The following is a 14,784-nucleotide window of genomic DNA, read 5'->3' on the forward strand; positions in this document are numbered from 1 at the left end:
TTAAAATATCTTTTAAAATCAACATAAAAATTAGATTTCAAAAAGTAAAATCAACTATTTATGAGTATTTAATATTCTGAAATATATTGATAAACAAGACCTGCATTATTCATAGTAAACATACAAAAATTTAATTATCTAAACATTGAAGCCAATCAAAAAACAACATACTCCACACTTCACCTATAAATCCATTATGCAATGTAATTAATGTTAATACTTATGTTTTTTTATTAAAAGAAATGACTCATCAATTCATTTTAATGCTAGAAGATTAATTATTGATCAAAAAGTATTAGGAAGGCTAATATGAACAGTCAAAACACAATATTTGATGGGAGAGAAAAAAATACATCTTTTGTTACACCCAACGATATTATAAATAACTTATCTTTCGATAAAAATTACTGCTTATTTTTGGATATTGATGGCACATTAGCACCCTTTCAAATTAATCCTGAGCATAGTTTTATTCCACAGACTACATTAGAAGTTATAAAAAAAATTACTAAATTAAATATACCTGTTATTGCTGTAACAGGTCGTGATGTAGATACTGCAAGAAAACTACTACATCCTATTGAAGTTCCAATTGCTGGTTTACATGGTTTAGATATTTATTTTGATTCAGGAAATTATATTCGACCAGATTTAAGCAGTATTAATTTCAAAAAATTAAAACAAGATATTCTCAAAAATTGTGATAAACACCCCGAATTATTAATCGAAGACAAAGGATATTCTATTGCCTTACATTATCGTAAAAATCCTAATTTAGAAAATAATGCTATTAATATTATGCAGCAAATTAATCTCAATTATCCCCACTTAAAAATAAATAGAGGAAAATTTGTTATTGAATTAATTCCAAACCAAGCTGATAAAGGTAGAGCAATTGAGACTATATTAAATCACCTTAATTTACCCTGTGTATTACCTATTTTTATAGGTGATGATTTAACAGATGAATCTGGTTTCACTTACATTAATCAGCAAGCTGGCCTTAGTATTAAAGTAGGTCCAGGCGAAACACAAGCTAAATATAGATTAAAAGATATCGATAGTGTCGCGGATTTTCTTCTTTTATTTCAAAACAAAATAAAAAGCTTATATGTCAAAATTAGCCAAAATCAGAATGGAGAAAAATTATGTCTAAATTAATCGTATTATCGAACAGAATAAGTATGCCATCGGGTAAAGCTTCGGCAGGTGGTCTTGCTGTAGCTGTACAAGATGCACTAAATGATAGTAACGGCATCTGGTTAGGCTGGAATGGGCAGCAAATTACCGATAGCGAAGCGCCAGAATTTGAGCAGGCTTATTCTCAAGGAATTGACTACATTACCTGTCCCCTCACTCATCAGCAATATGCCCAATATTATTGTGGTTTTGCTAACAAAGTTTTGTGGCCAGCAATGCATCATAGAGATGATCTAATTGAATATGATGCAGAAGAATATAAGACGTATCAAAAGGTTAATCGCTTATTTGCTCAAAAGCTAAAAGAGCTTGCTCAGCCTGAAGATCTTATTTGGGTGCACGATTACCACTTTTTTAGTGTGGCTCGCTATTGCCGTGAATTAGGCATGCAAAACAAAATTGGTTTCTTCTTACATATTCCTTTTGCCAGTCTAAATATTTGGCACAAAATTCCGGTAGCCCGTGAGTTAATTCAAGACTTGAGTCAATATGATGTTATTGGCTTACAAACTCAGATTGACCAAAATGCCTGCATGCAGACTTGTCTGAATTTACTCGAAGCTCAAAAAATTCAAAGCAACAGTATTAGCTACAAAAAACGTCAAATATTAATTAAATCGTACCCAATTGGTGTTCAGCCTGAACTTATACAAAACCAAGCCCAACAAGATTTGGCAACCTCTTCGGTGTTTAATTTTGAAGAAATACCACGTCAAAAGACAATTATTGGAGTTGATCGCATTGATTATTCAAAAGGTTTACTTGAAAGATTTAATACCTTTGCAACCTTTTTGGAAACCAGCCCCGAATATCATGGCTTAGTTCGACATCTTCAAGTGGCAATTCCTTCTCGTACCGATATTCCAGCTTATCAACGCTTATACCAACGTTTTAAAACCAAGCTAGAGTTAATTAACGAAGAGTTTGCACATGAAGACTGGAGACCTGTAGATTGCTGCTATGATACGGTACAACACCATAATCTCATGCACATTTATCGTCATTCAGATATTTGCTGGATCAGTTCACTACGTGATGGTATGAATCTAGTCGCTAAAGAGTATATTGCGGCACAAGACCCAGAAAATCCAGGTGTGCTCATTTTATCTAAATATGCTGGTGCTGCTGAACAGATGTCTCAAGCATTGATTGTTGATCCGCAAGATAGAGCCGCAATGATGGATACTTTAAAAATGGCTTTAGAAATGTCTAAAACTGAGCGTATTAATCGTTATCAACAATTGATAGAGGGATTAACATCATCTGATCTTACCAATTGGCGAAACAATTTCTTGGATGATTTAGAAAAGACACCAACTTTACTAATGAAGCCTCAGCGCTTATTACAAGATAATTATCAATCTATTTATCAGGTTCTATAAATCTAAATAAAAGAACCTCGAGAAATTAAATTTCTCGAGGTTCGCTATTTGGTGATTATTATTTATAAATTAATTTGTCTTTACTAATGTAAAACGGTTAAGTAAAGCAATAATAAATAGTAATACAGCTACTCCTGTTAAAACCGTACTTAAACCAGTCCATTCTCCAATTAAACCGATTAAAGCTGGCCCACTTAATGAACCTGTATAGGCAATTGTTGATACTAAAGAAAGTGCTGCTGCTTTAGGCATATTGTTTTGTCGACCAACACGAGAAAACATCACGGGTACAATATTAGAACAGCCTAGTCCTAATAATGCATAGCCCAATACAACCACTTGCCATACGGGTGCCGTTACAATAACAGCCATACCAATAGCGGCTCCAATTGCACTATAAGTCACAATATTTTTTTCACCCCATTGCTTAAGCAAGATATGACCTGCAAAACGACCAGTCGTCATACTAAGCGCAAAGAAAGTGTAAGCTAGACCAGCAAAAGCAGGATTAAGCTGATATTTACTTGTTAAATAAATACCCCCCCAGTCCATTGCTGCACCTTCTGATAAAAAGGCAATAAAGCACATCATACCAATAAGCAGAATAATGCCATCAGGACGATAAAATTTTTTCGGTGCTTGAGTTGTATCTTCATGTGGCTTTTCATCCTGTTCAAAAGACGTTAAACAAGAAGGAATAGCAACGCCACCAATAACAAGCAAAATCATAACAACTGATAAAGTGCTCATTAGAGGAGAAAGGCCTACGGCTAATAGTGCTGTCACAAGCATAGCGCCTGTTAAGCCACCAAGACTGCACATTCCATGGAAGCTCGACATGAGAGCTCGCACACTATGTTTTTCAACAACTACTGCTTGTAAGTTGATAGCTACTCCAAGACATCCTGCTGCCGATCCAAAGATAAACAACGCTACAGCCATGGTCACAATGCTGCTCCATATCGTAAGGCTAGGCAATAAGACCATTAACAACATCAATGCCAAAGCAATTAACGGACGACATCCCCAGCGCTTTACTAAAGCACCAGTCGCAGGCATAGCAATCATTGAGCCAATACCCATACACAGCAAAAGTAAACCAAAATCGGCATGATTTAGGTTTAAACGCTGCTGTGCAAAAGGAATAAGAGGTGCCCAAGCTGCAGTCGCAAAACCTAAGCTAAAAAAGCTTAGTCGTGTTGCAAGACGCTGTGTGCTTAGGAGAGTAGCTGTATCTAAAACAGCAGGTTTGGTAAATAACATATTTCGCGAACTCACCATAAAATCATTGGCGATCCATACCAACCGATTTTCCATAGAAAAACCCTTGCCTCATTAAATTTCTAGGCAAGGGTTTTATTGGCGAAATTATATACAATTTCATAAAAAAAACAGGGGGTATGATACAATTTTTCTGACTTTTTTGTAACTGCTAAAGCCTTATATAGTAAGGCTTTGAATATGTTCAATTTGACAAAATTAACATCCAAGTTAAGACTTCATTTTATTAAAATGAGTCAATAAAAAACCCAGCCTTAGCTGGGTCTTTTTATTAAATTTGAGATTGAATATAGTTTTGTAAGCCAATCAACTCAATTAAACGTAATTGCTTTTCTAACCAGTATGTATGGTCTTCTTCAGTATCTGATAATTGTTGACGCAACATATCACGACTAATGTAATCGCCCTTCTCCTCACAAAGTTTGATACCTGTCGCTAACTTTTCGCGAACATGATATTCAAGCGCCAAATCAGCTTTTAAACAAGATACAACGTCTGTACCAACATTAATATCTTCACGATGCATATTTGGTTTAGCACCTAAAAACAATACACGGCGAATGATCGCATCAGCATGAGAAGCTTCTTCTTGCATCTCATGATCAATACGTTCATAAATTTTATTTAAACCCCAATCTTCATACATACGAGAATGGATCAAATATTGATCACGGGCAGCCAATTCTCCGCCAATGAGCATATTTAAATAGTCTATGACTTCTGGATTGCCACGCATAATAAATCTCCTATCGTATAAAGACTATTATGGGCAATCTTAAAAGTGATTGCAAAATAAAAAATAGTTAAGTTTATGATTTTTATCAAATTAAAATGAGAAACATACGCATTTACAGTTTAAGTTATTTAAATTTCCTCTGCAAAAAGAAACGCTTGTCCAATTTATAAGTTCAGACAAGCGTTAAAATATGGCTCAAACCATCAATTTATAAATTTGTAACTAAAATCAATGGTTCTTATTTCGGTAGGTCTATTCGCTTAAAGTCTGCCCATAGCTTGCCATAAGTGATAAGAAATCAGTCTCATTCATAACAGCAATACCTAGTTTTGCTGCTTTTTCTAATTTCGAACCAGCCTTCTCGCCCGCAACAACACATTTGGTTTTACTCGATACACTACCGCTTACACGCGCACCTAATGCTTGTAGCATTTGAGTAGCCTGATCACGCGTCATTTGCTCTAATGTGCCCGTTAACACCCAGCTTTCGCCATTTAATGGCTGGCGTGTTGGAGCAGTCGGTGCATCCCAATGAATACCTGCTGCAATTAAGCGATCAAGCACTTCAATGTTGTGCGGTGCCAAGAAAAAGTCAGCAATCCACTCTGCAGTAATATCACCAACATCTGGTGTTTTCTTTAAAGCTTCAACATCAGCAGATTTAAGCGCTTCTAAAGTTTGGAAAGTATTGGCTAACATCCTAGCTGTTGTTTCACCTACACCACGAATTCCTAAAGCATAAATAAAACGTGCTAGAGTCGTCTTCTTACTAGCTTCAATAGCATCAATCAGATTTTGTACCGATTTCTCGCCCATTTTTTCAATCCCGAGTAAAGTTTCTCGGTGTTCGTGCAAATGGTAAATATCGGCAACATCTTTGAGCAAATCGAGGTGTAATAAAGACTCTACCCAACGATCACCTAAACCTTCAATATCCAGAGCTTTACGTGATACGAAGTGACGAATCGCTTCAATACGCTGTGCAGCACAGTACAGTCCACCAGAACAACGTGCTAAAGCTTCCCCTTCAGGCATTACAACTGGTGAAGCACAAACAGGGCAGCTTTCAGGTAAATGTACAACTTCTGCATCAACAGGACGAAACTCTGGCCAGACTTTTTCTACTTTAGGAATAACATCGCCTGTACGATAAACACTCACCGTGTCACCAACACGTACATCAAGACGATGGATTTCACCAATATTGTGTAAAGTTACATTGGAAACCGTAACCCCCCCCACAAATACAGGGTTTAAACGCGCTACTGGAGTCAAAGTACCGGTACGCCCTACTTGCCAATCAATCTGATCAACCGTAGTTAATGCAGCTTGTGCAGGGAATTTATAAGCAGTTGCCCAACGTGGTTCACGACTTAAAAAACCAAGTTGTTGCTGTTGCTTTAAGTCATCAACCTTTACAACCATCCCGTCAATTTCAACTTGTAGATCTGAACGTTCTTGCTGAATTTGCTCATAACGTTGCTGTACTTCTTGAATCGAATTACACAGATATTGACGTTCAGCAATTTCAAATCCAAGTTTTGTGAGCCATTGCAAACTGTCATGCATGGTAGTTAAGCCATGATTAGGTTCACATTGAGCGATGCCGTAAGCATAAAATGCTAAAGGTCGAGCCGCAGCAATATTAGGATCAAGTTGTCTTAAACTACCGGCTGCTGCATTACGCGGATTCGCAAATGTTTTATCGCCTTTGGCTTCCTGTTCGGCATTGAGTTTTTCAAAACCGGACTTTGGCATAAGTACTTCACCACGAACTTCCAGCAAACGTGGAATTTCAAAGTGATCTGAATGTAACACTTTAGGCAAATTACGAATCGTTTTAACGTTCTGGGTAATGTCTTCCCCAGTTTCTCCGTCACCACGTGTAACGCCACGTATTAACACACCATTTTCATACCAGAGAGAAATCGCAAGACCATCAAGTTTTAGTTCGACTTCGTATTGTACTTTTTGATTAGGCAAACGCTCTTCAACACGACGTGCAAATGCAAACAAGTCTTCCTGATTAAAAACGTTCCCCAAAGAAAGCATCGGAACTACATGAGTCACACTTTGAAATTTAGAGAGTGCTTGTCCACCTACTTTTGTAGTTGGTGAATCTGATTGAACAAGATCAGGATATTGCTCTTCTAAAGCTTTTAACTGGTGAAATAAATGATCATATTCACTGTCCGAGATTGTCGGCTGATCCATGACATAGTAGGCATGGTTATGCTTTGCAATCAGTTGAATAAGCTGACGCATCTGTTCGATCACGGAAGTTGTTGCCATTATGTTATTCACCATAAAAAAGGGTGGAAATTTCTCCACCCTGAGCTGCGACTAGATATGTTGCAATTATCGCAACGAACGTAAAAAATTAAAACTAGGCAGTCGCCTGTGCCGGACGATAATCAATCACATGATGACGCCAGTGCTCTTTTAACTGTGGCGTAAATTCAAGATTATTCTCATCGTAAACTTTGCCATCAATTTCGCGAGCAATTAAACCTGCAATACTCGCCATCATGTCAAAACCAGTCACGGCTTTACTGTTTGGAAGGGCAAGGAAAAATGCTAACCCTTGAACTTGTTCAGTAGATAGCGTTTCAAGATCAAACCCAGCTGGTCCATTGTCTGTCATACGCAATACAGAGAACATGAGTACACTCGGCTCATCGGTATTTTCATAACGATGGAAGCACGACATTTCACCGTAGCGTAAACCATATTTTAACAGCACTTTAAGCGCTTTATCACCAGACAATGCACGACGAGGGTTTGGATAAACATTTAGCGCAATAATCTGTTCAGCCATCGCTAATGCACTTTCATCATCATAACGTTGCTGTTCATGTAAATGCACATCCAGAATATTACTCTCGCCTTCAAACTCAGCAATTTCGGCAGTTTCAATATTCGGGTTTAAACTCAACTCAGGCTCAGTTTTTTCGCTTTCAGCTTCCAGATTTTCTTTTGCTAAAGCTTCAGCTTCCGGTTTAACAGAAACTGTATCAACCAACTCAACTGAACCATCTTTATGAATGGTAGAACTTGGTACTGTTTCTTGAGATTTAATTTCTTCTACAGAAGCGTTTTCAACAACTGCTTGAGTTTGTTCAGTTTGAATTGCTTTAGCGGGTTCTACGGTCTCAATTTCTGTCTGTTTTGTTTCAGGTACTTGTAACGGCGCAGCTTCGCTTAAAGTTGGTTCTACTCGCTCTGCACTAGTCACCGCTACAGATTCAGTTTTCTCAAGCTGATCTCTCACGTGCCTAGGTATAACCGGTTGATTACTATCAGGATTAATATGCAAATCACTGTCTAATGAGGGTTCAGCATGGTTTGGCTTTTTTAAAATCATTTTTAAGCCAATTAGCATAATTATAATGGCAACAACGATGCCAATAATCGTATTGATTTCCATTCTATGACTCCGAAACTAACCCGTATTCTTTTGCCTGTTCTAGATCGACAGTGACTAATTTTGATGTACCCGGTTCAGGCATGGTCACACCCAACAAATCAGTTGCCATGGTCATCGCCAGCTTATTATGTGTAATGTAAATGAATTGTACATGTTCAGAAAGCTCTTTTACCAAATTACAATATCTCTGAACATTCGCATCATCAAGTGGTGCGTCCACTTCATCTAATACGCAAAACGGTGCCGGATTTAATCTAAAAATCGCAAATACTAATGCTAACGCTGTTAAAGCCTTTTCTCCACCGGAAAGTAATGCTAGAGAACTATTTTTCTTACCCGGCGGCCTTGCCATCAGTTTAACACCAGATTGCCAGTCATCTTCAAGACTTAAACTCGCCTCACCACCATTAAAAACCTTTGGAAACAGATTTTGCAACTCCTGATTGATCTGATCAAAAGTTGTCATAAACAGCTTACGAGTTTCTTGGTCAATGCTTTTCATCGCATCTTTTAATTGAGTTACCGTATTTTCCAAATCTTGAATCTGGTGACTCAGCTCATCAAAACGTTGAGAAACTTCTTCAAACTCTTGCGAAGCGGCAAGATTAACCGCACCGATTTTTTCAAACTGTTTCTGTACTTTTTCCAGTTTTTGCTGGTGCTCGGCTAAATCTATTTGTAAGCCTTTTTGGAGTTCGGCATTTAGCTCTTTAAGCTGCTCTTGATAATGCTCACGATCTGATTTGGCTGCTTGCCATGCCAACCGTTTCGCTTCAAGTTGTTCTCTGAGCTGCTCATCTTTTTGTTGATATTGATGACGCTGATCGGTCAAAGTCTGCTGTTTTTCCTGCACACTATTGAGTTCAAGCTGCCATTCATTCCAGTTCTTTTGCAACTTTTCAGTTTGAGCAAATTGTTGCTGAAACTCTGACTCAAGATTCGGTAGCTCTAATTGAATAGGGTCAACAAACTTTTTCGCTTGCTCCATTTGAGCTGCAATTTGCTGATATTGACTTTGCAAGAACGAGATATCTTTTTCAAGCAACTCAACCTGTTGAGTAGTCTGAGTACTATTACGGCGTAAAACTTCACGTTCTTGTTGTTGATGTTGCAAGGCTTGTTGCTGTTCTTCTAGCTGCTCTGTTAATTCTTCTACCCGAAATTGCAAAGTTTTATAGTCAGGTAAAATGGTTTCGAGCTTGATTGCTAATGCATGCAAATCAATTTCAAGATCATCTTTTTGCATTGCATCTTCTTCAAGCTGCATATCCAACTGACCAAGTTGATCTTTTAATTGCTGTTTTTGCAGTAAAAATGCTTGTGCCGCGGTTTGTTGCTTAGCAATTTGTACATCAAGCTGTTGTAAGTCTTTTTGCTTTTGTTTCACAACTTGCTGTTTGTGCTGCACACTTGACTGTAAGTGCGCTAACTCATCTTTTTGCTGAACTACGATTTGATCTAATGTTTGTAATTCAGGTTGTTGCTTTTCAAGAGCTTGTTCAATTTCGTCTAGACGAATACGGTGGCTCAGCATACCTTGTGCACTTTGACTTTCGTCATCATACATAAGGGCAATCACCCAATCCTGCCCGACATGATAGCCATCTAAAGTCAAAACAGACTGACCATGTTGCAATTGCTTTTGCTCATTTAAAGCTTGAGTCAAATCTTGTGCAATCGCTACATTTGAAAAGATTGATAGTTGTGGCGATGCAATCCACTCATTTAAACAAGCCAAGTTCCCTTTAAATTTACTTGTTTGCTCTGAAGGTTTTAACTGGCGGGCAACTCCTTCTTGAAAGACTTGTTCGGTCTCAAGAATATGAGCTTGTAACCATTTTGCTAAAAACTTCTCAACAATCTGCGCATGCGGTTTGCCCTGCTCTGTTAACTCTAGAGCTTGCATTAAACGTAACGTATCTTGGTTTTGCTTTGGACTTTGTTTAGCAACAAGCTGGCTTAAGTTTTTCTGCTCTGATAATAAAACTTGGATTTCTGTTTTCAGTGTTTGCTGCTGGTTTTTATTTACCTGATGCGCTTGTTGAGCTTGTTCAATATGCTGCACATATTGCTCAATTTCAGTTTCAAGCGTCGAAATTTCACTACGCAACTGTTGTTGCAGTTGCTCAAGCTCACCCTGCTCACCTTCATGAACATGCGATTGAATTTGGTTTGCTTGATGTTGCAAAGTTTCTTTTTGCTGCTCAATGCGCTGAACATTTTTACCTAACTGTTCAATTTGAGCTGACATCTGCATTTTTTGCTGCTGTTGTTTTTCAACCTGAGCTTTTATTTGTTCAAACTGTTGTTGTGCTTGTTTTTGCTGAGATTGTAAATCAGCAAAGTTTTGTTCAGCCTCCGTCGCTGTATGCTCGACTCCAGTTAAAGCTTCTGTTTGTTCTTCTAGCTGATTATTCAGTGTTTCAAGTTGCAATTCAGAAAGCTGTAAACGTTCTTTAGTTTGGGCTTTTTGCTGCTCTAATTGAACGAGAGTCGTACTATTTTGCTGGTATAGACTCTGTTTTTGTTCGAGAGTCATTTTCAGCTCAGATAGTTTCTTTTCAGCTTGTTGCCATTCTTGTTGTAGCGGTGAAGATTGCTGAATAAGTCGCTGAAACAAAGCACTGGTTGCTTCTAAATCATGTTCAATCGTGCTTAATTCCGAGCGAACCAATTTAAAGGTTTCACCCAATTCATTCATTTGAACGGTATATTCTTCTTGTAGGCGTACACTTTTCTCTGCCTGAAAAGACAAAATTTCAATTTTGAGCGTACGAATCTGGCTTTCTAAATTTTTATATTGAACCGCTGCTTCTGACTGACGCTTAAGTGTTTTAAGCTGCGATTTTAACTCTAGTACAATATCGTCTAAGCGCGAAAGATTTTGCTCTGTTTGCTCAAGATGCTGTAAAGTTTCACGGCGACGGGCCTGATAACGAGAAACACCCGCGGCTTCCTCAATGAACACACGCATTTCTTCAGGCTTGGCATCAACCAAACGATTAATCATGCCTTGCTCAATGACTGCATAAGAGCGTGGGCCTAAGCCTGTCCCCAAGAAAATATCGGTAATATCACGGCGGCGACAACGTGTACCATTTAAGAAATATTCTGACTTACCTTCACGCGTGACCTGACGGCGAACGGCTAACTCATTATAAGCATTATACGATCCACCCAACTTTCCATAAGTATTATCAAAGCGTAGCTCAACACTGGCCACACCAACGGGCTTACGTTTGGAAGTCCCCGTAAAAATAACATCTTGCATGCTACCACCACGGAGCTGACGAGCATTTGACTCCCCCATCACCCAGCGGATTGCATCGATTACATTGGATTTGCCACAACCATTTGGACCAACCACTGCTGTGCGGTTAGCCTTAAAATTTAAGGTTGTACTATCTGCAAAAGATTTAAAGCCGGAAAGTTTTAAACTGCTTAAACGCATAATGCCCTAACTAGCGGCGTGAGCGTCTTGCCCAAGCCAATTCAATCTGTTTCATTCGTGTCAGCGATTCCAACACAAGGTTACGTAAGTGTCGACAAAAATCTTCCATAAATAAAGCGGCTTGTTGTGATTTTCGGATTAAAATTGCATCAGTCACGAGTTTAAATAATGCAAATGCTTCTTGTAGTTCCCGCTTAGAGGTATTTAAGGTCAAAAAATAACTACGACGTAATGAAGGTAATAACTCTTTATAAAATTTCATTAGATAAGGATTACCCACCATATCTTGCTGTTCAGCTAAATATTGGAAGACCCCATCATAAAATTTTTCGATATCACCTGCTTTGACATGCTCAAGAAGTTGCTCTAATAGCAACTGTAATTGATCTGCTTCATGCGCACGCCATGTTTCGCTCATTCGTTGTACAATATGCCCCAATAACATCATATTTGTATCAAACAACGCTTTAACTTGTTGTGCAGACATTTCTGAGACAATTGCCCCACGGCGTGGAAATATCTCAATTAAATGAGTACGCTCTAATAATAACAATGCTTCACGAACTGATCCTCGACTAACGTCAAGTTCTTTGGCAATACGTAGCTCTTGAATACGTTCGCCTTCTACCAGCTCGCCACTAATGATCTGTTCGCTAATATATTTGACAATTTGCTCAGAAAGACTTTCTGTCTCTTCGAGATTCATAAATCACCCGCTACTTTTTATATGCATTAATCCATGCTTTTCTTTCGCATCCTTGTTTTTAACTGATCCCATCGATTAAAAACTATGTCATTGTCTGACAATTTCATTGCATTTTAAGCCAACTCATTTAAAAACAACACCAAAATCAGATGAATAAAAGCTTAGAACACTCTTATATTTTATGAATAAAAAAAGCTCGAATTTCTAAAAATTCAAGCTTTTACATCACAGTCTTATAAATTTAAGATTTTAGTCTCTAGTGCATAATGCCTTTATAAATAAAATAACTGCCTACCACCACTAACAGGCAAGCAAAGCATTTTTTTAACATCTGCGGCGATAACGCATGAGCAACCTTTGCTCCAAACTTCGCCGTGACAAAACTCATGACACTAATGCCAATAAAAGCATAGATATGCACATAACCAATCGTGTTAGGCACTGAAATTTGTTCTTTCGCACCAAACCACATAAATCCAATCGCTCCAGCAACTGCAATTGGTAAACCACAAGCGGCAGAAGTCGCGACTGCTTTTTGCATGACCACGCCATGACGGTTTAAATATGGAACGGTTAAACTTCCTCCCCCAATTCCAAAAATTGCAGAGGCAATACCAATGCCTCCACCCGCCATGAATTGCATAGGGGTTGAAGGAATCTGACGCGTTGGATCAACAACTACATGTGCTCCTTTAAACATCCGATAGGCCATCACAACTGCAAAAATACCAATAAGAAGTTGCAAATGCTGACCAGACATCAGGTCGGCAATACCCGCCCCTAAAAATGAACCTAATACTAACCCTGGTGCTAAATTACGAAAAACCGGCCAAAGTACAGCACCCTTTTTATGATGAGCTGAAACAGAACTAAAAGACGTCACAATAATGGTTGCAAGCGATGTTCCGACTGCAATATGCATGATTACTGCGGGGTCGTAGTGCAATTGGGTAAAAACCACATAGAGGATTGGTACAATAATTAGTCCACCACCAACTCCAAACAATCCGGCAGTAAAACCAGCAATTGCGCCAATGAGTAAATATATGATTAACTCCATAAATGTTTTACCACTCTGCTCATATTCAATGGATTTAGAGACTCGCCAACTACAACAACTTTTAAGCGCAAAAAACCAGCTTCCAGAAGTGGTTTTATTAAAAGCAACCACAACTTCGACCAATGATGATATTCGTGAAATTGCCCAAAAAGGCATTACAACGGGCTTGGTTTGCAGTGCTCAACAAACTCAAGGGCGAGGTCAACATCAACGGCAATGGATTTCACCTGAAGGAAACATTTATTTAAGCACATTGGTGCAAACTCGAACACCCTTAGATGGTCGCTTAGCACTTGAAGTTGCTCTGAATATTTTGCAAATCCCCCAGTTACAAGCTCTGAATTTGCAAGTGAAATGGCCAAACGATTTATATAGCGCTCAGGGTAAATGGGGTGGAATTTTAGTCGAACCACTGTCTCAGCATCAGGCTATTGTGGGTGTAGGTATTAATTTAAAAACACCACCAGTGACTGATAGTGATCAACCAATTACCTCTTTAGAAGATTTGGGCCTAGAGCAAATGGGTCGTCTTGAGTTAATTTCAGAACTTTATATTGCGATTCAAAATGCTGCTCGCTGGTTTGATCATGGCTGCTACAATTTAGCGGGACGTTTTAACCACCATGCAGCATGGTTAAATCAATTAGTTCAGTTTGAACATAGCCAAGGACTGGTACATGGCCGTTTCGTTGGAATCTCTAATGAAGGTGCAGTAATTCTTGAAACACCAGAACCACAGCAGTTTTATCAAGGTCGTTTAAGACCACAGACAACTCAGTAAATAGGTGTTTTCCCAATGAAAAGTTTATGGCTTGATATCGGAAACACCCGCTTAAAATACTGGATTACTGAAAATCAGCAAACTATTGAGCATGCAGCCGAGCTACATTTACAGTCTCCTGCCGATTTATTACTTGGGTTAATTCAACACTTTAAGCATCAAGGTCTGCATCGAATCGGGATTTCTTCGGTACTCGATACTGAGAATAATCAACGCATTCAGCAGATTTTAAAATGGCTTGAAATTCCAGTAGTTTTTGCGAAAGTTCACTCTGAATATGCAGGCTTACAGTGTGGTTATGAAGTTCCGAGTCAGCTCGGGATTGACCGCTGGTTACAAGTGCTAGCTGTAGCTCAAGCAGATGAAAACTATTGCATTATTGGTTGCGGAACAGCGCTCACAATTGACCTAACTCAAGGTAAACAGCATTTAGGAGGTTACATCCTGCCTAATTTGTATTTGCAGCGAGATGCTCTTATTCAAAATACCAAGGGTATTAAAATTCCAGACTCAGCTTTTGATAACCTAAATCCGGGCAATAACACTGTAGATGCAGTACATCACGGTATTTTATTAGGCCTCATTAGTACCATTGAAAATATTATGCAGCAATCTCCCAAAAAGCTACTGCTAACTGGTGGCGATGCAACACTATTTGCCAAGTTCTTACAAAAATATGAGCCTGCTGTGGAAACCGATCTTTTACTCAAAGGACTACAGCAATATATTGCTCATTATCCTAAAGACTAAAATACACAAC

General features: G+C 38.5%; 11 protein-coding genes. 4 read left to right on the top strand and 7 right to left on the bottom strand.

Annotation, left to right across the window (positions count from 1 at the left end):
• Positions 1-309: 309 nt before the first annotated feature.
• Both otsB and HJG58_RS07130 read left to right on the top strand, forming a co-directional pair.
• Positions 310-1,161: a trehalose-phosphatase gene (gene otsB / locus HJG58_RS07125; protein WP_170248388.1), complete on the top strand. Its 852-nt coding sequence runs from the start codon at positions 310-312 to the stop codon at positions 1,159-1,161.
• Entirely contained in the window at positions 1,149-2,582 is a 1,434-nt protein-coding gene (locus HJG58_RS07130) for an alpha,alpha-trehalose-phosphate synthase (UDP-forming) (RefSeq protein ID WP_216076529.1), read from the top strand. The genes otsB and HJG58_RS07130 overlap by 13 nt, the downstream gene beginning before the upstream one ends.
• A 69-nt stretch (positions 2,583-2,651) precedes the next feature.
• Here HJG58_RS07130 and HJG58_RS07135 read toward each other — a convergent pair whose 3' ends face one another.
• The 7 genes from HJG58_RS07135 to HJG58_RS07165 form a co-directional block, all read right to left on the bottom strand.
• On the bottom strand, positions 2,652-3,845 hold the full coding sequence (locus tag HJG58_RS07135) for an MFS transporter (protein WP_119685059.1): 1,194 nt from the start codon (positions 3,843-3,845) through the stop codon (positions 2,652-2,654).
• 289 nt (positions 3,846-4,134) lie between these two features.
• A complete protein-coding gene (gene ftn, locus HJG58_RS07140; protein WP_001214863.1) occupies positions 4,135-4,599 on the bottom strand; it encodes a heteropolymeric bacterioferritin subunit Ftn in 465 nt (154 codons plus the stop codon).
• A gap of 252 nt (positions 4,600-4,851) precedes the next feature.
• Positions 4,852-6,891 carry an NAD-dependent DNA ligase LigA gene (gene ligA, locus HJG58_RS07145; RefSeq protein ID WP_170248389.1) on the bottom strand — a complete coding sequence of 680 codons (2,040 nt, stop codon included), beginning with the start codon at positions 6,889-6,891 and terminating at the stop codon, positions 4,852-4,854.
• 94 nt (positions 6,892-6,985) lie between these two features.
• On the bottom strand, positions 6,986-8,026 hold the full coding sequence (locus HJG58_RS07150; RefSeq protein WP_170248390.1) for a cell division protein ZipA C-terminal FtsZ-binding domain-containing protein: 1,041 nt from the start codon (positions 8,024-8,026) through the stop codon (positions 6,986-6,988).
• 1 nt (position 8,027) lies between these two features.
• Positions 8,028-11,477, bottom strand: a complete 3,450-nt coding sequence (gene smc, locus HJG58_RS07155; protein WP_170248391.1) for a chromosome segregation protein SMC — start codon at positions 11,475-11,477, stop codon at positions 8,028-8,030.
• A 10-nt stretch (positions 11,478-11,487) separates the two neighbouring features.
• Entirely contained in the window at positions 11,488-12,183 is a 696-nt protein-coding gene (locus HJG58_RS07160) for a GntR family transcriptional regulator (RefSeq protein WP_016144478.1), read from the bottom strand.
• Positions 12,184-12,439: 256 nt separating this feature from the next.
• Positions 12,440-13,243 carry a sulfite exporter TauE/SafE family protein gene (locus tag HJG58_RS07165; protein WP_170248392.1) on the bottom strand — a complete coding sequence of 268 codons (804 nt, stop codon included), beginning with the start codon at positions 13,241-13,243 and terminating at the stop codon, positions 12,440-12,442.
• A gap of 28 nt (positions 13,244-13,271) precedes the next feature.
• Here HJG58_RS07165 and HJG58_RS07170 point away from each other — a divergent pair, with 28 nt between their 5' ends.
• Positions 13,272-14,024, top strand: coding sequence for a biotin--[acetyl-CoA-carboxylase] ligase (locus HJG58_RS07170; protein ID WP_170248477.1), 753 nt, complete (start codon positions 13,272-13,274; stop codon positions 14,022-14,024).
• Positions 14,025-14,039: 15 nt separating this feature from the next.
• Entirely contained in the window at positions 14,040-14,774 is a 735-nt protein-coding gene (locus tag HJG58_RS07175) for a pantothenate kinase (protein ID WP_170248393.1), read from the top strand.
• The last annotated feature ends 10 nt before the right edge of the window (positions 14,775-14,784 follow it).

Source organism: Acinetobacter geminorum (genome assembly GCF_013009345.1).
Classification (GTDB): domain Bacteria; phylum Pseudomonadota; class Gammaproteobacteria; order Pseudomonadales; family Moraxellaceae; genus Acinetobacter; species Acinetobacter geminorum.

What these genes read in the sequence shown, in the direction of transcription:
- otsB (WP_170248388.1), top strand. Translation starts at nt 310, where the DNA reads ATGAACAGTCAAAACACAATATTTGATGGGAGAGAAAAAAATACATCT.
- HJG58_RS07170 (WP_170248477.1), top strand. Translation starts at nt 13,272, where the DNA reads ATGGATTTAGAGACTCGCCAACTACAACAACTTTTAAGCGCAAAAAAC.
- smc (WP_170248391.1), bottom strand. Translation starts at nt 11,477, where the DNA reads ATGCGTTTAAGCAGTTTAAAACTTTCCGGCTTTAAATCTTTTGCAGAT.
- HJG58_RS07150 (WP_170248390.1), bottom strand. Translation starts at nt 8,026, where the DNA reads ATGGAAATCAATACGATTATTGGCATCGTTGTTGCCATTATAATTATG.
- HJG58_RS07160 (WP_016144478.1), bottom strand. Translation starts at nt 12,183, where the DNA reads ATGAATCTCGAAGAGACAGAAAGTCTTTCTGAGCAAATTGTCAAATAT.
- ftn (WP_001214863.1), bottom strand. Translation starts at nt 4,599, where the DNA reads ATGCGTGGCAATCCAGAAGTCATAGACTATTTAAATATGCTCATTGGC.
- HJG58_RS07135 (WP_119685059.1), bottom strand. Translation starts at nt 3,845, where the DNA reads ATGTTATTTACCAAACCTGCTGTTTTAGATACAGCTACTCTCCTAAGC.
- HJG58_RS07165 (WP_170248392.1), bottom strand. Translation starts at nt 13,243, where the DNA reads ATGGAGTTAATCATATATTTACTCATTGGCGCAATTGCTGGTTTTACT.
- HJG58_RS07130 (WP_216076529.1), top strand. Translation starts at nt 1,149, where the DNA reads ATGTCTAAATTAATCGTATTATCGAACAGAATAAGTATGCCATCGGGT.
- HJG58_RS07175 (WP_170248393.1), top strand. Translation starts at nt 14,040, where the DNA reads ATGAAAAGTTTATGGCTTGATATCGGAAACACCCGCTTAAAATACTGG.
- ligA (WP_170248389.1), bottom strand. Translation starts at nt 6,891, where the DNA reads ATGGCAACAACTTCCGTGATCGAACAGATGCGTCAGCTTATTCAACTG.